We start from the raw sequence: 24,767 nt of genomic DNA on the forward strand, positions 1-24,767 counted from the left end.
CGTCGAGACACCAGGAGACCTGCATGTCCGCTGCCCCCAGCACTGCCATTTCCCGCGATCCGGCCACCGGCCAGCTCATCGCCAGCCATCTCTTCGCCACCGACGCCGAACTGGAGGCGATCCTCGATCGCGGCCAGGCCGGCTTTGCCGCCTGGAGCGCAACCAGCCTCGAACAGCGCGCCGGGGTGCTGCGCGCGATGGCTGGTGTACTGCGCCGCGACCGCGACGCGCTGGCCGCGCTGGCCACCGCCGAGATGGGCAAGGTCCAGGCCGAAGCGTTGGCCGAGATCGAAAAGTGCGCCGTGCTGTGCGACTGGTACGCCGACCACGGCGCGCAGTTCCTGCGCGACGAGCCGACCCAGGTGCCCGACGACAAGGCCTACGTGTCCTACCTGCCGTTGGGCGTGGTGCTGGGCATCATGCCGTGGAATTTCCCGTACTGGCAGGTGATGCGCGCCGCGGTGCCGATCCTGATGGGCGGCAACGGCTTCCTGCTGAAGCCGGCCGAGAACATCGTGGGTACCGCGCAGCTGCTGGATGCGGCCTGGCGTGATGCCGGGTTGCCGGACGGCACCTTCATCGCCGCCAACATCAGCCGCGAGGGCACCAGCCGCGCGATTGCCGATGACCGTATCGCTGCGGTGACCCTGACCGGCAGCGTGGCGGCCGGTCGCAGCATCGCCGCCCAGGCCGGGCAGGCGCTGAAGAAGGTGGTGCTGGAGCTGGGTGGCTCGGACCCGTTCATCGTGCTGGCCGATGCCGATCTGGATGCCGCCGTCGATGCGGCGGTGGCCTCTCGCTTCCAGAACACCGGGCAGGTCTGCATCGCCGGCAAGCGCATCATCGTCGAAGACGCAGTCTACGATCGGTTCGTGGCGCAGTTCTGCCAGAAGGTGCAGGCGCTGACCATTGGCGATGGCCGCGACCCCGGCAGCCGCATCGGCCCGATGGCGCGCCAGGACCTGCTTGAGCAGCTTGATGCGCAGGTGCGCGCCTCGGTGGAGGCCGGTGCGCAGCTGCTGGTCGGCGGCCATCAACTGGAGCGCCCGGGCGCGTTCTATGCACCTACCGTGCTGGCCGGCGTGGAGCCGGGCATGCAGGCCTTCGATACCGAGACCTTCGGGCCGGTGGCCTCGATCAGCCGCGCGCGCGATGCCGACCATGCGGTGGAACTGGCCAACCAGAGCGAGTTCGGCCTCAGCGGCAACCTGTGGACCGGCGACCGCGAGCGCGCCATGCAGCTGGCGCGCCGGCTGCAGACCGGCGGCGTGTTCGTCAACGGCTTCTCCGCGTCGGACCCGCGCGTGCCGATCGGCGGCGTGAAGAAGAGCGGCTTCGGTCGCGAGCTCTCGCACTTCGGCATCCGTGAATTCGTCAACGCGCAGACGGTGTGGTTCGACAAGCCTTGACGCGCGGCTCTCATCCTTCCTGCAACGATCCACCATCAGTCCAGCGAAAAGGACGGCATTCCAATGTCCAAGGGTTCAGACCTGCTCGTCGCCGCGCTTGAGAACGAAGGCGTCGAGCGTATTTTCGGCATCCCCGGCGAAGAAAACCTCGACGTGGTCGAGTCGCTCCGCCATTCCAGCATCGAGCTGGTCGTCACCCGCCATGAGCAGGCGGCGGTGTTCATGGCGGCCACCTATGGGCGCCTGACCGGCAAGCCCGGCGTGTGCCTGGCCACGCTTGGCCCGGGCGCGCTCAACTTCACCACCGGCGCGGCGTATGCGTTGCTGGGTGCGTGGCCGGTGATCATGATCACCGGGCAGAAGGGCATCGTCGCCAGCAAGCAGGCGCGCTTCCAGATCGTCGACATCGTCAGCACGATGAAGCCGCTGACCAAGCAGGCACGGCAGATCGTCTCGGCGCGCACCATCCCGACCATTGTCCGCGAGGCGTTCCGCGTGGCCCAGGAAGAGCGGCCGGGTCCGGTGCTGCTGGAACTGCCGGAAGACATCGCGGCCAACGAGGTCGAGGGCGTGGCATTGATTCCCCCGCACGCGGTGGATCGCCCCATTGCCAGCCCGGAGGCGCTCGACCGTGCGGCGGAGATCATCCGCAACGCCAAGCGTCCGCTGCTGATGATCGCTTCGGCGGCGTCGCGGCCACAGTCCAGCGAAGCGCTGTCAGCGTTCGTGCTGCGTGCCGGCATTCCGTTCTTCACCACGCAGATGGGCAAGGGTGCGGTCGCCGGTGGCTCGGGCCTGTACATGGGCACCGCGGCGCTGACCGAGCGCGATTACGTGCACATGGCGATCGACCAGGCCGACGTGATCGTCACCATCGGCCACGAGGTCACCGAAAAGCCGCCGTTCGTGATGCGCCCGGGCGGCCCGACCGTGATCCATATCGGCTACTCGCAGGCAGCGGTGGAACAGGTGTACTTCCCGCAGGTGGAGGTGATCGGTGATATCGGCCGCGCGCTGACCCAGCTGGCCGACCGCATCGAGGGTGCGGTGCCGAACGCCGATGCGCTGCTGCCGCTGCGCGCGACCATCCTGGAGCACATCGCCGACCGTGCCGAGGAGGAAGCGTTCACCCCGCAGCGGCTGGTGCACGACGTCCGCCAGGTGATGCCACCGGACGGCATCGTGGCGCTGGACAACGGCATGTACAAGATCTGGTTCGCGCGCAACTACCGCACCCAGGTGGCCAATACGCTGCTGCTGGACAACGCGCTGGCGACGATGGGCGCGGGCCTGCCTTCGGCCATCATGGCCTCGATCCTGTACCCGCAGCGGCGGGTACTGGCGGTGTGCGGGGATGGCGGTTTCATGATGAACAGCCAAGAGCTGGAAACGGCGCGCCGGCTGGGCCTGAACCTGGTGGTGCTGATCCTCAACGACGGCGCCTACGGGATGATCCGCTGGAAACAGGCGGTGGATGGTTTCACCGACTACGGCATGACCTTCGGCAACCCGGATTTCGTCAAGTACGCCGAGGCCTATGGCTGCAGGGGCCATGAGGTGACCGCCATCGAGCAGTTCATCCCGACCCTGGAAGCGGCGTTCAATGAGGGTGGGGTGCACCTGGTGTCGGTGCCGATCGACTATTCGGAGAACGAGCGGGTGCTGGTGGACGAACTGCGCCAGGCGTTCCCCGGCAACGGCTGACGCCGGCGCCGCGCGGCCCGATAGGTGTCGACCTTGGTCGACACACGAAGCGCCAACCAAGGTTGGCTACTACCGGGGCTTGTCGGCGCGAACCAGGGTTGGCGGCTACCGGGCGGGGCCGCCAGGGGCCGGGGCAGGGCGGTTTTGGTATGCTGTGGAACCGGCTGTGCCGGGCGCAGCATCCCCCCTCACTACACGATTCCCGCAGATCCATGAGCGAAGCTACCGATACCCCCCCCGTCGACGAAAACAAGTTGATCGCCGAGCGCCGTGAGAAACTCAAAGCGCTGCGTGGGCAGGGCATCGCGTACCCGAACGACTTCCGTCGCGAGGACTTTGCCGGACGGCTGCAGGAAGAATTCGCCGATGCCGAACAGTGGACCGCCGAGGCCCTGGAAGGCAACGGCCGCCAGGTGAAGATGGCCGGCCGTCTGATGGCCAAGCGCATCATGGGCAAGGCCAGCTTCGCGCAGATCCAGGACGAGTCCGGCCGCATCCAGCTGTTCCTGCAGGGCACGGTCCTCGGTGATGCCTACACCGCCTTCAAGGGCTGGGACGTGGGTGACATCATCGCGGTCGAAGGCGGTCTGACCCGTACCAAGACCGGCGAGCTGTCGGTCAAGGCCGAATCGATCCGCCTGCTGACCAAGTCGCTGCGCCCGCTGCCGGACAAGTGGCACGGCCTGGCCGACGTCGAGCAGCGTTACCGCCAGCGCTACGTCGACCTGATCGTGACCCCGGAATCGCGCGCGGTCTTCATCAAGCGCTCGAAGATCATCCGCGCCATGCGCGCGTGGCTCGACAACCGCGACTTCCTGGAAGTCGAGACGCCGATGATGCATTACATCCCCGGCGGCGCGGCGGCCAAGCCGTTCACTACCCACCACAACGCGCTGGACCTGGACCTGTACCTGCGCGTGGCGCCGGAGCTGTACCTCAAGCGCCTGACCGTGGGTGGCCTGGAGCGCGTGTACGAGATCAACCGCAACTTCCGCAACGAAGGTGTCAGCACCCGGCACAACCCGGAGTTCACCATGATGGAGCTGTACGAGGCCTATGCCACGTACAACGAGATCATGGACCTGACCGAGGGCGTGATCCGTGACGTCGCCAGCGCTGTCAACGGCACCACCGAAGTGGAGTGGGACGGCGCGAAGATCGACCTGGGCCCGGCGTTCCGCCGCTGGCGCATGGACGAAGCCGTGCGCCACCACAACCCGGAGATCTCCGCCGCCGACTGCACCGATCGTGAGGCGCTGCTGCGCCATTGCGAGCGCCTGAAGATCAAGGTCAAGCCGTCCTACGGCTGGGGCAAGCTGCTGCTGGAGATCTTCGAAGCCACCGTCGAGCACACCCTGATCCAGCCGACCTTCATCACCGATCATCCGGTCGAGGTCTCGCCGCTGGCCCGTGCCAACGACAACGATCCGGGCTACACCGACCGCTTCGAGCTGTTCGTCAATGGCAAGGAGCTGGCCAATGGCTTCTCGGAATTGAATGATCCGGAAGACCAGGCCCAGCGCTTCCAGGCCCAGGTGGCCGCGAAGGAAGGTGGCGACGACGAGGCGATGCATTACGACGCCGACTACATCCGTGCGCTGGAGTACGGCATGGCCCCGACCGGCGGCCTCGGCATCGGCGTCGATCGCCTGGTGATGCTGCTGACCGGCAGCAGTTCGATTCGTGACGTGCTGCTGTTCCCGTACATGCGTCCGGAGCAGTAAGCCGTCTTTCTGACTCCTGATTGTGCGCGCCGTCGCGAAACGAGACGGCGCGATTGACGCGTCCCGCACTCGGCGTATCGTTAATGCACTACCTTGACGCCTGTTATGGCTTGATCGGCGCCAGGGGGATGGTGCATTGTGGAGCGTCCGCTTCACAATGTGATGACGATCATGAACCGGGACGTATGACACGGGAGTCAGGCCGATGCAGGGTGCGAGCGTTCGCAGCGGCAGAGTATCCTCGCCTGCTGATGATCCAGCATGGTCGAGAAGCCAGGCAGAGTACGCGTTGAACATCGTCATTGTTGATGATCAGACGTCCGCGCGGACGATGCTGCGTCATGTCATCGAGGACATCGCGCCGGAACTGAGCGTGTATGACTTTGGTGACCCGCTGACCGCGTTGGCCTGGTGCGAGGCGCATCCGGTCGACCTGCTGCTGCTCGATTACCGCATGCCGGAGATGGACGGGCTGGAGTTCGCCCGCCGTTTCCGCCGCCTGCCCAAGCACCGCGATATTCCCGTGATCCTGATCACCGTTGTTGGCGACGAGCCGATCCGGCAGGCGGCGCTGGAAGCGGGTGTCATCGATTTCCTGGTCAAGCCGATCCGCCCGCGCGAACTGCGCGCGCGCTGCTACAACCTGTTGCAGCTGCGCCAGCAGACCGAGAACGTGAAACAGCGTGCGTTGTCGCTGGAACAGCGGCTGCTGGCCAGCATGCACGAGGTCGAGGAACGCGAACGCGAAACCCTGTCGCGATTGGCCCGTGCGATCGAGTTCCGTGATGCCGGCACCAGTGCCTATCTGGAACGCATGGCGCGGGTCGCCGGACTGATCGCCGAGCAGCTCGGCCTGCCCGAGGATGACGTCAAGCTGATCGAGATGGCGGCGCCGCTGCATGACATGGGCAAGATCGCGATTCCCGATGCCGTGCTGCTCAAGCAGGGCAAGCTCAACGACGAGGAGCTGGCGATCATGCGCCGGCACCCCAGGATCGGCCATGAACTGCTCAGTGGCAGCCAGAACCGCTTCATCCAGGTCGGCGCATTGATCGCACTGCGCCATCACGAGCGCTATGACGGCAGCGGTTACCCGGACGGCCTGGTGGGCGAGGCCATTCCCCTCGAGGCGCGGATCGTGGCCGTGGCCGACGTGTTCGACGCCCTGATTTCGCCCCGTCCGTACAAGGAAGCATGGACCATGGAAGCCACGCTGGCCTATCTGTATGCCCAGCGTGGCCGGTTGTTCGACCCGCGCTGCGTGGATGCGCTGATGCGCGGCCACTCGCAGCTGATGGATATCTGCGCCCAGCACTCGACGGCATCGACGCGACCGGGTGGGTGACATGCAGGACCTGTTCGCACGCGTGAGGCGCAAGCTGGCGCAGCGTCCGGATTCGGAGCATGGCCAGGCGATCGTGCGGATGGTGCTGATCTCGCTGATCCTGGTCTATGTGCTGTTGTCGGGCGCCCGCCTGCATCGGCTCGAGCAGTACCAGGGCGTGCTGGCGACGGTGTTGACCGGGCTCGGCCTGTCGCTGCTGCTGTTCGGCTGGCTGCTGTGGAAGCCGGGCCGCTCGGACCCGCGACGGGTGGCCGGGATGCTGGCCGACTACGGGTTGATCGCGATCGGCATGATCCAGATGGGCGAGCCGCTGGCCTGGGTGTATGCCGTGGTGATGTGGGTGACGGTCGGCAATGGGCTGCGCTTCGGCCCCCGCTACCTGGCCGCTGCCATCGCGTTGGCAATGGCCAGTTTCGGTGCCACCGTGCTGTTGACCCCGTACTGGCGGGCCAACCCTGGCCTGGCCCTTTCCCTGTGGCTGGGGCTGCTGGCGGTGCCCCTGTGCTGCTCTTCCCTGCTGCGCCGAAGGATGCGACATCCGACCATGGATACCACCCCCGCCGCCGCCACCGTCTCGCGTTCGCTGCTGGCCCGCTTCAGGCAGCGCCTGTCCGGGCGCGAAGACAGCGAGCACGCGCAGAACCTGATCCGCATCGTCATCACTGCACTGTTCATCAGCTACCTGGGCTGGCGCTCGCTCAGCGGCGGCGGTGAGGCACTGACGGCCACCTGGCTGATCCTGGCCTTCGAACTGACCATCTCCGCCGGCCTGCTGGCGGCGATCCTGGTGCATCCGGGCGTGTCGCATGTGCGCCGGGTGATCGGCATGCTGACCGACTACACCTGCATGGCCTGGATCATGACCATCCAGGGCGAGCCGGCGGCACCGTTGTACGCGGTGATGCTGTGGGTGACGATCGGCAACGGCATGCGCTACGGCAGTACCTATCTGCGCGTGGCCACCGCGATGGGCTGCTTGGCCTTCCTGTGCACGGTGATGCTGTCGCCGTACTGGCGGGGCCACGACTATCTGGGCTGGGGCCTGCTGCTGGGCCTGGGCGCGATCCCGCTGTACTTCGACTCGTTGCTGCACGCACTGACCCGCGCCGTGGCCGAAGCACGCCAGGCCAACGAGGCCAAGAGCCGCTTCCTGGCCAACATGAGCCACGAGTTCCGTACACCGCTGAACGGCCTGGCCGGCATGACCGAAGTGCTGGCCACCACCCGCCTGGACGATGAGCAGCGCGAATGCCTGAACACCATCCAGGCCTCGACCCGCAGCCTGTTGGCGCTGGTGGAGGAGGTGCTGGACATCTCCGCGATCGAGGCGGGCAAGGTGCGGGTGGAGTGGCACGAATTCGCGCTGGCCGATGTGCTGCAGGCGATCAACCTGATCCTGACCCCGCAGACCCGCTCGAAATCGCTGGACTACCGCGTGCAGGTGGACGAGAACGTGCCGCCGCGCCTGCTGGGCGACGCCGGCCATCTGCAGCAGATCCTGCTGAACCTGATGGGCAACGCGGTCAAGTTCACCGACAGCGGCTACGTGCAATTGCACGTGTCCAGCCCTGATGCGCTGGGCAGCGAGCGGGTACGCCTGCGCTTCGAGATCGTCGACAGCGGCATCGGTGTGCCGGTGGCGCTGCGCGGCCGCCTGTTCAATGCATTCGAGCAGGGCGATGTCGGCCTGGCCCGCCGCCATGAGGGCACCGGCCTGGGTACGGCCATTGCCAAGGGCCTGGTGGAGTCGATGGGCGGCCAGGTCGGTTACGCCCCGAACAGCCCGCGCGGCAGCGTGTTCTGGGTTGAAATCACGCTGGATGTTGCAGATCCCGTGGCGGCGCCGGTGGCGGCGTCCGAGGTGGCCGAAGCCGGCAACGTCATTGCGTTCTCCAATCCGTTCCTGCGCCATCGGGCACGGGTGCGCAGCCTGCGGGTGCTGGTGGCCGATGACCATGAGGCCAACCGGATGGTGCTGCAGCGCCTGCTCGAGAAAGCCGGCCACAAGGTCACCTGCGTCAATGGTGGCGCCGAAGTGCTCGACGCGCTTGAGCAGGCAAGCTACGACGCGGCGATCGTCGACCTGCACATGCCCGGCATGAGCGGCCTGGACCTGCTCAAGCAGCTGCGGGTGATGCAGGCCAGTGGCATGCCCTATGTGCCGGTGATGGTGCTCAGTGCCGATGTCACCCCCGAGTCGATCCTGCGCTGCGAACAGGCGGGCGCGCGCGCGTTCCTGGCCAAGCCGGTGGTCGCCACCCGGCTGCTGGAAGTACTGGCCGACGTTGCGGCCAATACCCGTGCCGAAACCGGCATCCAGTCGGTGCCCGCCTTGCCGGTCGGCGATGGCGTGCTCGACACCGCCGTGCTGGACGAGCTGGCTGCGCTGGGCATGGGCGATGGCTTCGAACGCAAGTTCATCGACCAGTGCCTGGCGGATGTCGACGCCAGCATGGGCCAGCTGCAGGCCTGCGGTGAGCGCCAGGCCTGGGAAGACTTCCGCGAGCATGCCCACGCTTTGCGGGGTGTGGCGAGCAACCTGGGACTGGTCCAGGTTGCCGCCTCCAGTGGCGAGATCATGCGCATGGCGGACTGGCAGCTGAAGGGCGAGTGGAACACCCGGCTCGGCAACCTGTCGGCCGCCCTGCGCAACGGCAGGAATGCGCTGGCTGCGCGTAGTGCGGGGGCACCGCACCGCGACGACAGTGAGCGCAGCCCGTCCTGAACCGCCGGGCTGTCAGGCCGGGTCGCCATTGCGCCGGGCCTGCGCCCGCACCAGCCGATCCATCGTACGCAGGGACTTCTCGCCAAGCTGCATGGCGGTGTCGACCCAGATCTCGGTGATCCGCATCATTTCGTGCAGCGGCACCATGGTGGCGATCTCGTTGACTTCACGCATCGCCGCCCAGGCGTGCGGAATCCGCTTGCTGTCCTTGATCACCTGTTCTACTGCGGCGACGCCTTCTCCGACCGGCACGACGATGTCCACCAGGCCCATCTCCTTGAGCTGGCGGGCCGTGTAGAGATTGCCCTCCAGCATGATCTTCTCGGCCAGGCGCGGGCTGATCCGCTGGCACAGGAAGGAGTAGGCGCCCATGCCGGGGAACAGGTCGAACAGCACCTCCGGCAGGCCCATCAGTACGCCTTCCTCGGCAACGATGGTGTGGCAGCTCAGCGCCGCTTCGAAGCCGCCGCCGAGTGCATTGCCCTGGACCAGTGCGATGCTGTGCGCGCGGGCGCCAAGACCGGCATGGAAGGCATGCACGCCGCGCACGCAGCGCTGCGCGTAGTCAAGCAGGCGGGCGCGATCCCCTTCGCGGATCAGGCGGCAGAACAGTTCGAGATCGCCGCCCAGGTTGAACACGTCGCTGTCCGAGGCCAGAACGACATGGGGTGACAGAACATGCGAGGCGCTGAGGCGATCGCCCAGTTCGCGCTGGTAGTCGACGATGTCATCGACCAGGCGCGAAGCGAAGCACGGCCGGCCCGGCTGGTTGACCAGGTTGGCGTGCATGTGGATCCAGTAGACATTCCGCTCCAGTTCCTCGGTGATACGCAGGGTAGGGTGCTGGGCGGGGCGGGTGATGATGGGGCGTACTGCGGACATGGAAGTTCTCCGTGTGACCGTCCGGCCAACCGCAGAGCGGACGGAGAAGAGTGAGGGGGCGAGCTGAACGTGCGGCGGCGACTGATTCTATGCACCCGTCGTGAACCGCCCGCAAGCGCTGGGCCGGCCATGTTCCGGCAATGAAAAGGCCCCGCCGTCGCCGGCGGGGCCCCTGTTCTGCCTGCTTGCCCGCAAACCCTTACTGGGCGGGCGTATCACGCAGCTCGCGACGGAGAATCTTGCCGACGTTGGTCTTCGGCAGCTCTTTTCGGAATTCTACGATTCTGGGGTGCTTGTATCCGGTCAGGTTTGCCCGCGCGTGCTCCTTGACCATTTCGGCGGTCAGGTTCGGGTCCTTCTTCACGATCACGACCTTCACCACTTCGCCGGATTTCTCGTCCGGAACGCCGACTGCGGCCACTTCCAGCACGCCCGGCATCATCGCGATGACGTCCTCGACCTCGTTCGGGTACACGTTGAAGCCGGACACCAGGATCATGTCCTTCTTGCGGTCGACGATGTAGAAGAAGCCGTGCTCGTCCATCTTCGCCATGTCGCCGGTGTGCAGCCAGCCGTCGGCATCGATGGCCTTTTCGGTTTCATCCGGGCGCTGCCAGTAACCCTTCATCACCTGCGGGCCCTTGATGCACAGCTCACCGACTTCGCCCAGCGGCAGGATGTTGCCGTTGTCGTCCTTGATGCAGGCATCGGTGGACGGGATCGGCAGGCCGATCGAGCCGTTGTACTCGGGCAGGGTGAGCGGGTTGATGCAGGCCGCCGGCGAGGTTTCGGTCAGGCCGTAGGCCTCGACCAGGGTGACGCCGGTGGTCTTCTTCCAGCGCTCGGCCACCGCGCGCTGCACCGCCATGCCGCCGCCCAGGGTGAACTTGACCGAAGAGAAATCGATCTCGTCGAAGCCGGGGGTGTTGAGCAGGCCGTTGAACAGCGTGTTGACGCCGGTGATGGCGGTGAAGCGGGTGCCCTTCAGCTCCTTGACGAAGCCCTTCATGTCACGCGGGTTGGTGATCAGGTGGTTGCAGCCACCGAACTTCATGAAGACCAGCCCGTTCGCGGTCAGCGCGAAGATGTGGTACAGCGGCAGGGCGGTGATGATCACTTCCTTGCCCGGCTCGATGCCCGAGGTGGACAGCCACGCCGACGCCTGCTGCATGTTGGCGATCAGGTTGCGGTTGGTCAGCATCGCGCCCTTGGCCACGCCGGTGGTGCCGCCGGTGTACTGCAGGAAAGCGATGTCGTCGTGGTCGATCTCGACCTTCGGAAGCGCGTGGCGGCTGCCCAGCTTGAGCGCCTGTTTGAAGCGGACCGCGCCCTTGACGTGGTAGTTGGGCACCATCTTCTTGATGTACTTCAGCACGAAGTTGACGATCGCACCCTTGGCGCCGAGCAGGTCGCCCAGGCCGGTGGTGATCACGTGCTTGACCGGCGTGTCGGCGATGACCTGCTGGACGGTGTCGCCGAAGTTGTCGACCACCACCAGCGCGCTGACACCGGCATCGACCAGCTGGTGCTTGAGTTCGCGCGCGGTGTACAGCGGGTTGACGTTGACCACGGTGAGTCCGGCACGCAGCACGCCGAAGGTGGCCACCGGGTACTGCAGGCAGTTGGGCATCATCAGGGCGACGCGGTCACCCTTCTTGAGCTTGAGCTCGCCCAGCAGGTAGGCGGCGAACTGGGTGACCAGCGCATCGGTCTCACCATAGGTGATGACCTTGCCGAAGCTGGAGTAGGCGGGACGGTCGCGGAATTTCGCGACGGAGGCGTCGAAGACCGAGGCGACCGAATGGAACTCGTTGACGTCGATTTCGGCGGGAACGCCTTTCGGATAGCTCTGCAGCCAGGGACGATCCAGACTCATATTCCCCCTCCAGGAATCGTGATGTATTAGGTTCCGGCCCTGAGCGTATCGACAATGGCCGGTCATTGCAGCATACCCCGCCGTAGGGAAAACGCGAAGAGGGGTTCGCGGAGGCGGCAATGGTAGGTGCCGACCTTGGTCGGCACGGGATTTCGAGGGGGCGTCCTGGATCAGTGCCCACCAAGGTGGGCACCTACCGGTTCGGGGCTGCTCAGCCCTGCTTGCGTACCGGTGCGCCGTTGGCCTTGTAGTACGGCGCGGTGCTGCGGGCGAGCGGGGTGCGGCCGCGGATCACGTCGGCCAGCTTCTCGGCCATCATGATGGTCGGCGCGTTGAGGTTGCCGGTCACCACCTGCGGCATGATCGAGGCATCGACGATGCGCAGGCCTTCCAGGCCGTGCACGCGGCCCTGGCCATCGACCACCGCCATCGGATCATCGGCGTGGCCCATCTTGTTCGAGCAGGACGGGTGGTAGGCGGTCTCTGCATGCTCGCGCACGAACGCATCGATCTGCGCGTCGGTCTGCAGCGCGCTGCCGGGCGAAATCTCGCGGCCGCTGTACGGTGCCAGCGCCGGCTGCGCGAAGATCTCGCGGGTGATGCGGATCGCCGCGCGGAATTCGCGCCAATCCTGGTCATGCGACATGTAGTTGAACAGGATGCTGGGATGTTCGCGCGGGTCCTTGGAGCGCACGTGGATGCGGCCGCGGCTGGGCGAGCGCATCGAGCCCACGTGCATCTGGAAGCTGTGCGCCTTGATCGGGTTGGAGCCGTTGTAATTGATCGCCACCGGCAGGAAGTGGTACTGCAGGTTCGGCCAGTCGAACTCGGCGTCGCTGCGGATGAAGCCGCCGGCCTCGAACTGGTTGCTGGCGCCGATGCCGGTGCCCAGGAACAGCCACTCGGCGCCGATCGCCGGCTGGTTGTACAGCTTCAGCGCCGGGGCCAGCGACACCGGCTTCTTGCACTCGTACTGCAGGTACATCTCCAGATGGTCCTGCAGGTTGGCGCCGACGCCCGGCAGGTGGTGCACCAGGTCGATGTCGAGGCTGCGCAGCAGGTCGGCCGGGCCGACGCCCGAACGCTGCAGGATCTGCGGCGAGGCGATGGCGCCGCCGCACAGCAGCACTTCGCGGCGCGCGGTGGCGCGCTGCGGCTGGTCGTTGTGCAGCCACTGCACGCCCACCGCACGCTTGCCCGAGAACAGGATGCGGTCGGTCAGCGCGTGGGTGACGATGGTCAGGTTCGGGCGCGGCTTGGCCAGGTCCAGGTAGCCGCGGGCGGTGCTGGAACGGCGGCCCTTCGGGGTCACCGTGCGGTCCATCGGGCCGAAGCCTTCCTGCTGGTAGCCGTTGAGGTCGTCGGTGCGCGGGTAGCCGGCCTGCACGCCGGCCTCGACCATCGCCGCGAACAGTTCGTTGTTGCCGGCCTTCGGCGTGGTCACGCGCAGCGGGCCGTCGCCACCGTGGTAGTCATTGGCGCCGATGTCGCGGGTTTCCGCCTTGCGGAAGTACGGCAGGCAGTCCAGGTAGGTCCAGTCTTCCAGGCCCGGCATGCTGGCCCAGTTGTCGTAGTCCATCGCGTTGCCGCGGATGTAGCACATGCCGTTGATCAGCGACGAGCCACCCAGGCCCTTGCCGCGGCCGCAGTCCATGCGGCGATTGTTCATGAAGGGCTCGGGATCGGTCTTGTACGCCCAGTTGTAGCGCTTGCCCTGCAGCGGGAAGGCCAGCGCGGCCGGCATCTGGGTACGGAAGTCGAGCCGGTAGTCCGGGCCACCGGCTTCCAGCAGCAGCACGCTCACATCGGCATCTTCGGTGAGGCGGGTGGCCAGCACGTTGCCGGCCGAACCGGCGCCGACGATGATGTAGTCGTACTCGTTATGGGTGCTCATGGGTGTCTCCTGCAGGCCGGGGCGCGCTGCATGCAGGCGTCCCGGCGGAATGTCGGATCGGCACGGTGGCCGGACGATGGGGCGCGCTCAGGGCGCGCCGATCAGAACACGCTGGCGTAGTCGCCCAGCTCAACCTGCACCGACTTGATGCGGGTGTAGTGGCCGAGGGTGGAGATGCCGTTCTCGCGGCCGACGCCGGATTCCTTGTAGCCGCCGACCGGCATTTCGGCCGGCGATTCACCCCAGGTGTTGATCCAGCAGATGCCGGCTTCCAGGCGGTGGATGATGCGGTGGGCGCGGCTGACGTCCTTGCTGACCACGCCGGCAGCGAGGCCGAAGGTGGTGTCGTTGGCACGGCGCACCACTTCGTCTTCGTCGTCGTAGGCGAGGATGCTCATCACCGGCCCGAAGATCTCTTCGCGGACAATCGTCATGTCATCGCGGCAGTCGGAGAACACGGTCGGCAGCACGTAGGCGCCGTTGGCCAGCGCACCTTCGGTGGCACGGCCGCCGCCGGTCAGCAGGCGGGCGCCTTCGGCCTTGCCGCTTTCGATGTAGCGCAGCACGTTTTCCATGTGCGGGAAGCTGGTCAGCGGGCCGAAGTTGGTCTCGGCAGCCATCGGGTCACCGATGCGGATGCGCTTGACGCGCTCGACAACGGCGGCTTCGAACGCGGCCAGCATGCTGCGCGGCACGAACACGCGGGTGCCGTTGGTGCAGACCTGGCCGGAGCTGAAGAAGTTGGCCATCACCGCGATGTCGGCGGCGCGGTCGAGGTCGGCGTCATCGCAGATCACCAGCGGCGACTTGCCGCCCAGCTCCATGGTCACTTCCTTCAGCGACGAGGAAGCCGCGCTGGCCATGACCTTCTTGCCGGTGGCGACGCCGCCGGTGAAGGAGATCTTCTCGATCACCGGGTGCTCGGTCAGCCACTGGCCGATCTCGCGGCCCGGGCCCTGCACGACGTTGAACACGCCGGCCGGCACGCCGGCTTCGGTGTAGATCTCGGCCAGCCGGATCGCGGTCAGCGGGGTCACTTCGGACGGCTTGAACACCATCGCATTGCCGGCAGCCAGGGCCGGGGCCGACTTCCACATGGCGATCTGGATCGGGTAGTTCCACGCGCCGATGCCGGCGACCACGCCCAGCGGCTCGCGGCGGGTGTAGAAGAAGCTCGATTCGCGCAGCGGCAGCTGGATGCCTTCGATGGCCGTGGCCAGGCCGGCGTAGTACTCGACCACGTCGGCACCGGTGACGATGTCCACGGTGGTGGTCTCGGCCAGCGCCTTGCCGGTGTCCAGGGTTTCCAGGTGGGCCAGCTCATCATTGCGCTCGCGCAGGATCTCGACCGCACGGCGCAGGATGCGCGAACGCTCCATGGCGGTCATCGCGGCCCACACCTTCTGGCCTTCGGCCGCGCTCTGCACGGCGCGCTCGACGTCGGCCTGGCTGGCGACCTGCACTTCGGCGATCACCTCACCGGTGGCCGGGTTCACCGACTTGAAGGTCTTGCCGCTGGTGGCATCGACGCGCTGGCCGTGGATGTACAGCTGTTGGACGGGCAGGGTGGTCATGGGGGCGTACTCCTTGGAAGGGGGCGGGTGCTGAAGCGCTTATAGCGCGACAGCCTGCAACTGGAAGTCGATGTAGCCGTAAGCGATGCGCCGGGACTTCTCGGCATTGAACTGGCCGCCGACCAGGCTGCCGCGCAGCCACAGGCCGTCGATCATCGCGGCCAGGCCGCGGGCGGCCAGGCGGGCCTGCGGGTGGGGCAGCAGGCGGTTGAACTGGTGGCACAGGTTGGAGAACAGGCGCTGGTCGTTGGCGCGCTGCAGCCGGGCCAGTTCCGGCTGGTGCATGCTCGCGGCCCAGAAGGTGAGCCAGACGCGCATCGCGGTGCCGTTGATCTGGCTGTCATCGAAGTTGCCATCGACGATGGCACGCAGCTGGTCGCGCGGGTCATCGCCGACATCGGCGCGGTAGCGCGCAACGGCGTCCTTCAGTTCGCGCAGGATCTGCCGCATTGCAGCATTGAGCAGGCCGTCCTTGTCGCCGAAGTAGTGGGCGACGATGCCGCTGGACAGCCCTGCCTTCTTCGCGATGGTGGCGACGGTTGCATCGGCCATGCCGATCTCGTCGATGGTCTGGAAAGTGGCCCGGATCAGCTGCTCGCGCCGTACCGGTTCCACGCCTTTCTTCGGCATTGTCTCTCCACGGATTGCGACCCGAAGGATCGGGCTGCCCGCCATTATGCTTTTTATTGATTGAACGTTCAATCAATAAACCCTAGGATGCGCTCGCGCCCCACGCCATGGGCCCGGTTTACCGGTCCGGCCCCGCCCATGTGCTCCCTCGGACTTGATGAGACGACCCCATGTCTTCCCTGGCTCATCCCAAGCGTTCGCCCCTGCGCTTGAACCGTTTTGTGTTCTTCAGTTCCTCGGTGTCGATCGGCATCCTCGGGCTGCTCACCGTTCTCTATCCCGAAGGCAGCGAGCACTGGCTGCAATGGGCGCAGGCCGAGGTGTCGGCGGCGTTCGGCTGGTGGTACATGCTGCTGATCGTGCTGTGCCTGGGCTTCGTGCTGTGGCTGGCGTTCTCGCCGTATGGCCGCATCCGCCTGGGCCACAACGAGGAATCGCCGGCCTTCGGCTACGTGCCCTGGGTATCGATGCTGTTCTCGGCCGGCATCGGCATCGCGCTGCTGTACTACGGCGCCTACGAGCCGCTGGATCACTTCCTCAATCCGCCCGGGCAGCCCGGCGGTACCGTGGCCGCCGGCCGCGAGGCGATGGTGCTGACCTTCCTGCACTGGGGCCTGCACGGCTGGGCGCTGTACGCGCTGGTGGGCGTGGCGCTGGGCTATTTCGCCTACCGCCGTGACCTGCCGCTGGCGCTGCGCTCGGCGCTGTACCCGATCTTCGGAGAGCGCATCCATGGCCGCATCGGCGACATGGTCGATGGCTTTGGCATCCTTGCCACGCTGATCTCGATGGTGACCAACCTCGGCATCGGCGCGCTGGTGGTGCAGTCCGGCCTTGTCTACCTGTTCCACATTCCGGATACGCCGCAGGTGCTGGTGGCGATCGTGCTGGTGATGATGGTGGTGGCCACCATCGGCGTGGTGGCGGGTGTGGAGAAGGGCATCGCCTGGCTGTCCAACCTCAACGTGCGCCTGCTGTGCGGCCTGCTGCTGTTCGTGCTGGTCACCGGCCCGACCCTGCACCTGTTCGACGGCCTGATCCAGAACACCGGCGACTATCTGGGCGCGTTCGTGCGCAAGAGCTTCGACATGTACCTCAACGACCCGAAGGGTCGTGAATGGATGGGCTCGTGGACGCTGTTCTACTGGGCGTGGTGGATCGCCTGGGCACCGTTCGTGGGCCTTTTCGTGGCGCGCATCTCGCGTGGCCGCACCATCCGCGAAGTGATCATGGGCGTGCTGCTGATCCCGCTCGGCTTCACCCTGGCGTGGCTGTCGATCTTCGGCAATACCGCCATCGACCTGGTGCTCAACCACGGCCAGGCGGTGCTGGGCGAGGTGGCCCAGCACGATGCGGCGATGACGCTGTTCAAGCTGCTGGAATACCTGCCTGCCGCGCCTTACGTGGCCGGTGCCGCGGTGGTGATCGGCTTCGTGCTGTTCCTGACCCCGGTCGATTCGGGCACGCTGATGATCGCCAACCTGTGCACCCGTCGCGTCGACGATGGCGTGGAAGATGGCCACGACGCGCCGATCTGGCTGCGCGTGTTCTGGGCGGCCGGCATCACCGTGGCCAGTGTCGGCCTGCTGCTGGCCGGCAACTTCAGTGCGATGCAGACGGCGGTGGTGCTGTGCGGCCTGCCGTTCTCGTTCACCCTGGCGTTCTACATGTGGGGCCTGCTGAAGGCGCTGCGCACCGACCCGGACGCACCGCGCCGGTGACCGGGCATCTGGCACGTATCCCGACGTTGCCGGAGACGCAGTAGCGCCAGGCCATGCCAGGCTGCGAAGAAACCAGAAGGGCCGGATCCGCGAGGACCCGGCCCTCTTGTTGGATGGCCGACCAGCAGTCGACGCCACCCAGGGTGAAGCGTTCGCTGCTGGACAGCTGGAGGCACCCGGCCGCACGGAATTTCGTAGCACTCTGAAAGACAGGCAGGGCCGTTCGCGGTAATCATCGTTCAACGATCCATTTCCGGAGTTGAGCAATGGTCCGAATCCTGAGCTGTGCGTTGATGGTCTCGCTTTCGATGAGTGCGCATGCGGTGCCGGGCGCGATGGTGCAATTGAATTTCCCGGTGATCGCGCTGGGTGAAACGGCAGAACTGAACCTGCAGCTGGCACCACATCCGGGTGGGCTGGTGACCTATTCGATCCACACCAATGTCTATGCCAGCGAGGAGAGCAGCGGCTACCGGGTGCTGGATGTGCGCTGCCCGCAGGGCTTCCTCTCAAATGTCTACCAGGGAAACGCCGGTGCGGTGTGCTATCGCATCGAGGATACGCCGCATCCCGCCGGTGAGATGTCGGTGACAGTGTTCAACGAGGATGCGCCGGATGGGCATCTTGAGTGGGAGGAAGGCCTGTGGTCGCTGGACACCATGGGCCCCGCAGTGAAAACGTCGTGGCACCTGTTCGGCGTGCGGCCCTGATCTGTAGGGTTGACGCCTGACCTGATGCCGGCGGGACGGTGTGCAGACGAAAAGGGCCGGATCCGTGAGGATCCGGCCCTTCTTCTTGTAGAGCCGAGCCATGCTCGGCTGACGCTGTGGCGATGTGGCCGAGCGCAGGCCCGGCTCTACCGTTGATGCGTTACTTGCTGGCCAGCTGGCGCAGCACGTACTGCAGCAGGCCGCCATGACGGAAGTATTCGACCTCCTTCGGGGTCAGCAGCATCACTGAAACCTCGAAGGTCTTCTTCGTGCCATCGGCCTTGGTGGCAGTGACCGTGGCGCGCTTGCTGGCGCCATCCTGCAGGCCGGTGATGTCGATCACTTCCGAGCCGTCCAGGCCCAGGCTCTGCGCGTTCTCGCCATTGCGGAACTGCAGCGGCAGCACGCCCATGCCGACCAGGTTGGAGCGGTGGATGCGCTCGAAGCTTTCGGCGATGACCGCCTTGACGCCGAGCAGCAGGGTGCCCTTGGCCGCCCAGTCACGCGACGAGCCGGTGCCGTATTCCTTGCCGGCCAGCACCACCAGCGGCACCTTGTCAGCCTTGTACTTCATGGCCGCATCGTAGATGGCCAGCTTCTCCGGCTGGCCACCGCCGGCCGGGTAGTACAGGGTGTTGCCGCCTTCCTCGCCACCGAACATCAGGTTCTTGATGCGGATGTTGGCGAAGGTGCCGCGGACCATCACGTCATCGTTGCCGCGGCGGCTGCCGTAGCTGTTGAAGTCGGCCGGCTGCACGCCGCGTTCCTGCAGGAAGCGGCCTGCCGGCGAGTCCTTCTTGATGTTGCCGGCCGGGGAGATGTGGTCGGTGGTGATCGAGTCGCCGAACAGGCCCATCACGCGTGCGCCGTGCACGTCGTCGATGCTGCCGGTCTGCATGGTCATGCCATCGAAGTACGGCGGGTTCTTGATGTAGGTGGAGGCGTCGCTCCACTCATACAGATTGCCGTCCGGCGAGGCGATGGTGTTCCAGCGGGTGTCACCCTTGAACACATCGGCGTAGTTCTGCTTGAACATCTCCGGGCCGATGGTGGCGGCGATGACGTCGCCGATTTCCTTGTTGCTCGGCCAGATGTCGCGCAGGAACACCGGCTGGCCATCGCTGCCGGTACCCAGCGGCTGGGTGGTCAGGTCGATGTCGGTGGTGCCGGCGATGGCGTAGGCCACCACCAGCGGCGGGCTGGCCAGGTAGTTCATCTTCACTTCGGGATGCACGCGGCCCTCGAAGTTGCGGTTGCCCGACAGCACCGAGGTGACCACCAGATCGCCGGCGGCGATGCCGGCGCTGACTTCGGTCGGCAGCGGGCCGGAGTTGCCGATGCAGGTGGTGCAACCGTAGCCGACCACGTAGAAGCCGATCTTCTCCAGCTCCTTCAGCACGCCGGCCTTTTCCAGGTAGTCGGTGACCACGCGCGAGCCTGGGCCGAGCGAGGTCTTCACCCAAGGCTGGCGGTTCAGGCCCTTGGCCGCCGCGTTGCGCGCCAGCAGGCCGGCGCCGATCATCACCGCCGGGTTGGAGGTGTTGGTGCACGAGGTGATGGCGGCGATGACCACTGCGCCATCCTTCAGCCGTACCTTGCGGTTCTCGATCTCGATGTCGGCGAAGCCCTTGGCCAGCTGCTCGTTGCCGACCGCCGCACCGCCGCCTTCATTGACGAACGAGGACACATCCTCGCTGCGCTTGTCGCGGTTGGCGGTCATGCCCACCAGCGCTTCGCGGTAGTTCTTCTGCACGTCTTCCAGCAGCACGCGGTCCTGCGGCCGCTTCGGGCCGGCCAGCGACGGCTTCACCGTGCCCATGTCCAGTTCCAGGGTGGTGCTGTACTGGGCGTGCGGGCTGCCGGGTTCGTGCCACAGGCCCTGCGCCTTGGCGTAGGCTTCGACCAGGTTGATCTGCTCTTCGCTGCGGCCGGACAGGCGCAGGTAGTTCAGTGATTCGGCGTCGATCGGGAAAATGCCGCAGGTGGCGCCGTATTCCGGGGCCATGTTGCCGATGGTGGCGCGGTCGGCCAGCGGCAGGTGCTGCAGGCCGTCACCGTAGAACTCGACGAACTTGCCGACCACGCCCAGCTTGCGCAGCATCTGGGTGACCGTCAGCACCAGGTCGGTGGCGGTGGCGCCTTCGGGCAGCTTGCCGGTCAGCTTGAAGCCGACCACCTGCGGAATCAGCATCGACGACGGCTGGCCGAGCATGGCCGCCTCGGCCTCGATGCCGCCCACGCCCCAGCCCAGCACGCCGATGCCGTTGATCATGGTGGTGTGGCTGTCGGTGCCGAAGACGGTGTCCGGATAAGCGATGGCCGTGCCATCCTTGTCGGCGGTCATCACCACGCGGGCCAGGTTTTCCAGGTTCACCTGGTGGACGATGCCGGTGTTGGGCGGCACCACCTTGAAGTTGTCGAAGGCCTTCTGGCCCCAGCGCAGGAAGCCGTAGCGTTCCTGGTTGCGCTGGAACTCGATCTTGCCGTTGAGGTCCAGCGCATCGGGCTTGCCGAACACATCGACCTGCACCGAGTGGTCGATGACCAGTTCGGAGGGAATCTGCGGGTTGATCTGCTCGGGCGAGCCGCCGAGCTTGACCACCGCATCGCGCATCGCGGCCAGATCGACCACGCAGGGCACGCCGGTGAAGTCCTGCAGGACCACGCGCGCCGGCATGAAGGCGATTTCGGTGTCCGGTTCGGCGGACGGGTTCCAGCGGGCCACGGCTTCGATGTGATCCGGGCCGACGGTGGCGCCACCGTCCTCATGCCGGAGCAGGTTCTCCAGCAGGATCTTCATCGAGTAGGGCAGGTGGGAGATATCGAAGCGCTGGCCCAGCGTGGGCAGGCTGAAGTAGTCGTAGGTCTTGCCGCCGACGTTCAGCTGGCTGCGGGTGGAGAACGAATCGCTCATGCGGGGTAACTCCTTCTTGCGGATGGCTTGCAGTGGCGCGTGCATGGACGCACCTGCTTGCGGTCGCCGCGGGCCTGGTGGCCCCGGTGGTTCCAGTATGAACCCGAAACTGAATGGATTCACCCGGGCCGGTTCCGGCCTGCGGCATCGGTTCCAGACTACAGGGGAAGGTGTATGGCGTATGTCACGTTTGTGGCCGATCCTTTGCGAGGCAAGGGCTTGTGGGGTGCCGGTCCGGGTCAGGGTGGAAGTATGCCCGGGGAAGTATGTATAATTTGTGCATACTCTGGAGGGCCTACCGATGGAAGCCACTGTTGCAGAACGCGGACAGATCACCCTGCCCAAAGCGGTGCGTGATGCCCTCGGCCTGACCAAGGGCACGCTGCTGAAGGTCGAGCTGGACGGCAGCCGCATCATCCTGCGCAAGAGTGTTGACGATGCCATTTCACGGGCGCGCGGCAAGTTCGCGCTGGACGGCTTCGAATCGTCCGACGCAGCGGTACGCGCGGTGCGTGACGAGGAATAAGCCGTGATGATCGCCGTCGATTCACCGGTGCTGGTCGAGCTGCTCAGCAATGGCCCGCAGGCCGATGCGGTGGAAGCCATCCTGCGGCAGAGCCTGGTCGGCGGTCGCGTGGTGGTCTGCGGGGCGACCCTGGCCGAGGTCTGCGCCTCGCTGCGCGGCGGCGCCGAGGTGCTGGAAGCGCTGGAAGAGATGGGCGTGCATTTCAACCCGATGGAAGCCAAGTCGGCGCTGCGCGCCGGCGAGATGCACCGCCGCCACCGCCAGCGCAGTGGCAGCCGCCGCAGCCTGGACGAATTCATGGTCGGCGCCCACGCACTGCTGCAGTGCGACGGCCTGATCACCTGGAACGATACGTTTTACCGCGACTACTTCAAGGGCCTGAAGCTGATCGTGCCGCAAGCCTGAGCCCACTTTTGTTTTTTCAACCTACGCATTACCCGGGAGTTGTCATGTTGGAAGCCTACCGCCACCACGTCGCCGAGCGCGCTGCGCTTGGCATCCCGCCGCTGCCGCTGAGCGCGCAGCAGACGGCCGATGTCATCGAACTGCTGAAGAACCCGCCGCAGGGCGAGGCCGAGTTCCTGCTCGACCTGCTGACCCACCGCGTGCCGGCCGGCGTTGATGACGCTGCCAAAGTCAAAGCCTCGTACCTGGCGGCGATCGCGCTGGGCAGCGAGCAGAATCCGCTGATCAGCCGTGAGCGCGCCACCGAACTGCTGGGCACCATGCTCGGCGGTTACAACGTTGCCCCGCTGGTGCAGCTGCTGGACGACGCCAGCGTCGGCACCATCGCCGCCAACGGTCTGAAGAAGACCCTGCTGGTGTTCGATGCCTTCCATGACGTGCAGGAAAAGGCCAAGGCGGGCAACGCCAACGCCCAGGCCGTGCTGCAGAGCTGGGCCGATGCCGAGTGGTTCACCGGCAACCCGGAAGTGCCGCAGAGCCTGACCGTCACCGTGTTCAAGGTGCCGGGCGAGACCAACACCGACGACCTGTCGCCGGCGCCGGACGCGACCACCCGCCCGGACATCCCGATGCACGCGCTGGCGATGCTGAAGAACAAGCGCGACGATGCGCCGTTCACCCCGGAAGAAGACGGCAAGCGCGGCCCGATCCAGCAGATCCTGTCGCTGAAGGACAAGGGCCACCTGGTCGCCTACGTCGGTGACGTGGTCGGTACCGGCTCCTCGCGCAAGTCGGCCACCAACAGCGTGCTGTGGTGGACCGGCGATGACATTCCGTTCATCCCGAACAAGCGCGCCGGTGGCGTCTGCCTGGGTTCGAAGATCGCCCCGATCTTCTACAACACCATGGAAGATGCCGGTGCGCTGCCGATCGAGCTGGACGTGTCGAAGATGGAGCACGGCGACGTGGTCGAGCTGCGTCCGTACGAAGGCAAGGCGCTGAAGAACGGTGAAGTGATCGCCGAATTCCAGGTCAAGTCCGAAGTTCTGTTCGACGAAGTGCGTGCCGGTGGCCGCATTCCGCTGATCATCGGCCGCGGCCTGACCGGCAAGGCGCGCGAAGCGCTGGGCCTGGCCCCGACCGACCTGTTCCGCCTGCCGGTGCAGCCGGTCGATACCGGCAAGGGCTTCTCGCTGGCACAGAAGATGGTCGGTCGCGCCTGTGGCCTGCCTGAAGTTAACGGCGTGCAGCCAGGCATGCGCCCGGGCACCTACTGCGAACCGAAGATGACCTCGGTCGGCTCGCAGGACACCACCGGCCCGATGACCCGCGACGAGCTGAAGGACCTGGCCTGCCTGGGCTTCTCGGCCGACCTGGTGATGCAGTCGTTCTGCCACACCGCCGCGTATCCGAAGCCGGTGGACGTGAAGACCCACCACACCCTGCCGGAGTTCATCTCCACCCGCGGCGGCGTTTCGCTGCGCCCGGGCGATGGCGTGATCCACAGCTGGCTCAACCGCATGCTGCTGCCGGACACCGTGGGTACCGGTGGTGACTCGCACACCCGTTTCCCGGTGGGCATTTCGTTCCCGGCCGGTTCGGGCCTGGTCGCCTTCGCCGCTGCCACCGGCGTGATGCCGCTGGACATGCCGGAGTCGGTGCTGGTGCGCTTCAAGGGCAAGATGCAGCCGGGCGTGACCCTGCGTGACCTGGTCAACGCGATCCCGCTGTATGCGATCAAGTCGGGCCTGCTGACCGTGGCCAAGGCCGGCAAGAAGAACATCTTCTCCGGTCGCATCCTGGAAATCGAAGGCCTGCCGGAGCTGAAGGTCGAACAGGCGTTCGAGCTGTCCGACGCTTCGGCCGAACGTTCGGCCGCCGGTTGCTCGGTGCGCCTGAACAAGGAACCGATCATCGAGTACCTGACCAGCAACATCACCCTGCTGAAGTGGATGATTGCCGAGGGTTACCAGGATCCGCGTTCGCTGCAGCGCCGCATCGAGAAGATGGAAGCGTGGCTGGCCAATCCGGAGCTGCTGGAGCCGGATGCCGACGCCGAGTACGCCGCCGTCATCGAGATCGACCTGGCCGACATCCACGAGCCGATCGTGGCCTGCCCGAACGACCCGGACGACGTGAAGACCCTGTCCGAAGTCGCCGGTGCCAAGATCGACGAAGTGTTCATCGGTTCGTGCATGACCAACATCGGTCACTTCCGCGCGGCTGCGAAGCTGCTGGAAGGCAAGCGTGACCTGCCGACCCGCCTGTGGGTGGCCCCGCCGACCAAGATGGATGCCTCCGAGCTGACCAAGGAAGGCGTGTACGGCACCTTCGGCGCCACCGGCGCACGCATGGAAATGCCGGGCTGCTCGCTGTGCATGGGTAACCAGGCGCAGATCCGTGAAGGTTCCACCGCGATGTCGACCTCGACCCGCAACTTCCCGAACCGCCTGGGCCGCAACACCAACGTGTACCTGGGTTCGGCCGAACTGGCCGCGATCTGCTCGCGTCTGGGCCGCATCCCGACCAAGGAAGAGTACATGGCCGATGTGGGCGTGATTGCCGCCAGCGGCGCGGAGATCTACCGTTACATGAACTTCGACCAGATCGAGGAATACCAGGACGTGGCCAAGACGGTTGCTGCCTGAGGGTAGTGCCGGCCGCTGGCCGGCATCCCGTTGAAACGAAGAACCCCCGGTGAGAGCCGGGGGTTTTTTGTGCGTGCAGC

The 24,767-nt window shown here is 66.0% G+C and carries 16 protein-coding genes; 10 read left to right on the forward strand and 6 right to left on the reverse strand.

The window, feature by feature from the left end; translation table 11 throughout:
* Window positions 1-23: 23 nt before the first annotated feature.
* From VN11_RS10085 to VN11_RS10105, 5 genes are all read left to right on the forward strand, one after another.
* Window positions 24-1,409 carry an NAD-dependent succinate-semialdehyde dehydrogenase gene (locus tag VN11_RS10085; RefSeq protein ID WP_053449646.1) on the forward strand — a complete coding sequence of 462 codons (1,386 nt, stop codon included), beginning with the start codon at window positions 24-26 and terminating at the stop codon, window positions 1,407-1,409.
* A gap of 63 nt (window positions 1,410-1,472) precedes the next feature.
* Entirely contained in the window at window positions 1,473-3,113 is a 1,641-nt protein-coding gene (locus VN11_RS10090; RefSeq protein ID WP_053449647.1) for an acetolactate synthase large subunit, read from the forward strand.
* A gap of 212 nt (window positions 3,114-3,325) precedes the next feature.
* Window positions 3,326-4,837, forward strand: a complete 1,512-nt coding sequence (gene lysS / locus VN11_RS10095) for a lysine--tRNA ligase (RefSeq protein ID WP_053449648.1) — start codon at window positions 3,326-3,328, stop codon at window positions 4,835-4,837.
* 205 nt (window positions 4,838-5,042) lie between these two features.
* Window positions 5,043-6,182, forward strand: coding sequence for a response regulator (locus VN11_RS10100; protein ID WP_053449649.1), 1,140 nt, complete (start codon window positions 5,043-5,045; stop codon window positions 6,180-6,182).
* A gap of 1 nt (window position 6,183) precedes the next feature.
* Entirely contained in the window at window positions 6,184-8,907 is a 2,724-nt protein-coding gene (locus VN11_RS10105; protein ID WP_080374908.1) for a response regulator, read from the forward strand.
* A 12-nt stretch (window positions 8,908-8,919) separates the two neighbouring features.
* Here VN11_RS10105 and VN11_RS10110 read toward each other — a convergent pair whose 3' ends face one another.
* From VN11_RS10110 to betI, 5 genes are all read right to left on the reverse strand, one after another.
* Complete coding sequence (locus VN11_RS10110) at window positions 8,920-9,789, reverse strand: crotonase/enoyl-CoA hydratase family protein (protein ID WP_053449650.1); 870 nt, start codon at window positions 9,787-9,789, stop codon at window positions 8,920-8,922.
* A 199-nt stretch (window positions 9,790-9,988) separates the two neighbouring features.
* On the reverse strand, window positions 9,989-11,665 hold the full coding sequence (locus VN11_RS10115) for a long-chain fatty acid--CoA ligase (RefSeq protein WP_053449651.1): 1,677 nt from the start codon (window positions 11,663-11,665) through the stop codon (window positions 9,989-9,991).
* 211 nt (window positions 11,666-11,876) lie between these two features.
* Window positions 11,877-13,559 carry a choline dehydrogenase gene (betA, locus tag VN11_RS10120; RefSeq protein ID WP_053449652.1) on the reverse strand — a complete coding sequence of 561 codons (1,683 nt, stop codon included), beginning with the start codon at window positions 13,557-13,559 and terminating at the stop codon, window positions 11,877-11,879.
* Window positions 13,560-13,660: 101 nt separating this feature from the next.
* Window positions 13,661-15,133, reverse strand: a complete 1,473-nt coding sequence (gene betB / locus VN11_RS10125; protein WP_053449653.1) for a betaine-aldehyde dehydrogenase — start codon at window positions 15,131-15,133, stop codon at window positions 13,661-13,663.
* A 39-nt stretch (window positions 15,134-15,172) separates the two neighbouring features.
* On the reverse strand, window positions 15,173-15,763 hold the full coding sequence (gene betI / locus VN11_RS10130; RefSeq protein WP_049455864.1) for a transcriptional regulator BetI: 591 nt from the start codon (window positions 15,761-15,763) through the stop codon (window positions 15,173-15,175).
* 170 nt (window positions 15,764-15,933) lie between these two features.
* Here betI and VN11_RS10135 point away from each other — a divergent pair, with 170 nt between their 5' ends.
* Both VN11_RS10135 and VN11_RS10140 read left to right on the forward strand, forming a co-directional pair.
* Window positions 15,934-17,484 (forward strand): BCCT family transporter, encoded by a 1,551-nt coding sequence (locus VN11_RS10135; RefSeq protein WP_006441902.1) that lies wholly within the window; start codon window positions 15,934-15,936, stop codon window positions 17,482-17,484.
* 266 nt (window positions 17,485-17,750) lie between these two features.
* Complete coding sequence (locus VN11_RS10140) at window positions 17,751-18,194, forward strand: hypothetical protein (protein WP_053449654.1); 444 nt, start codon at window positions 17,751-17,753, stop codon at window positions 18,192-18,194.
* A gap of 160 nt (window positions 18,195-18,354) precedes the next feature.
* On the opposite strand, the gene acnA is transcribed toward VN11_RS10140, so the two are convergent.
* Window positions 18,355-21,108 carry an aconitate hydratase AcnA gene (gene acnA / locus VN11_RS10145; RefSeq protein WP_053449655.1) on the reverse strand — a complete coding sequence of 918 codons (2,754 nt, stop codon included), beginning with the start codon at window positions 21,106-21,108 and terminating at the stop codon, window positions 18,355-18,357.
* 301 nt (window positions 21,109-21,409) lie between these two features.
* Here acnA and VN11_RS10150 point away from each other — a divergent pair, with 301 nt between their 5' ends.
* From VN11_RS10150 to acnB, 3 genes are read left to right on the forward strand one after another with little or no spacing between them, the layout of a single operon-like run.
* Window positions 21,410-21,634 (forward strand): AbrB/MazE/SpoVT family DNA-binding domain-containing protein, encoded by a 225-nt coding sequence (locus tag VN11_RS10150; protein WP_005409505.1) that lies wholly within the window; start codon window positions 21,410-21,412, stop codon window positions 21,632-21,634.
* A 6-nt stretch (window positions 21,635-21,640) separates the two neighbouring features.
* Window positions 21,641-22,039 carry a type II toxin-antitoxin system VapC family toxin gene (locus tag VN11_RS10155; protein ID WP_008267153.1) on the forward strand — a complete coding sequence of 133 codons (399 nt, stop codon included), beginning with the start codon at window positions 21,641-21,643 and terminating at the stop codon, window positions 22,037-22,039.
* Between the two features lie 44 nt (window positions 22,040-22,083).
* Window positions 22,084-24,687: a bifunctional aconitate hydratase 2/2-methylisocitrate dehydratase gene (gene acnB / locus VN11_RS10160; protein ID WP_008268105.1), complete on the forward strand. Its 2,604-nt coding sequence runs from the start codon at window positions 22,084-22,086 to the stop codon at window positions 24,685-24,687.
* Window positions 24,688-24,767: the final 80 nt, after the last annotated feature.

Source organism: Stenotrophomonas maltophilia (assembly GCF_001274595.1).
Taxonomy (GTDB): domain Bacteria; phylum Pseudomonadota; class Gammaproteobacteria; order Xanthomonadales; family Xanthomonadaceae; genus Stenotrophomonas; species Stenotrophomonas forensis.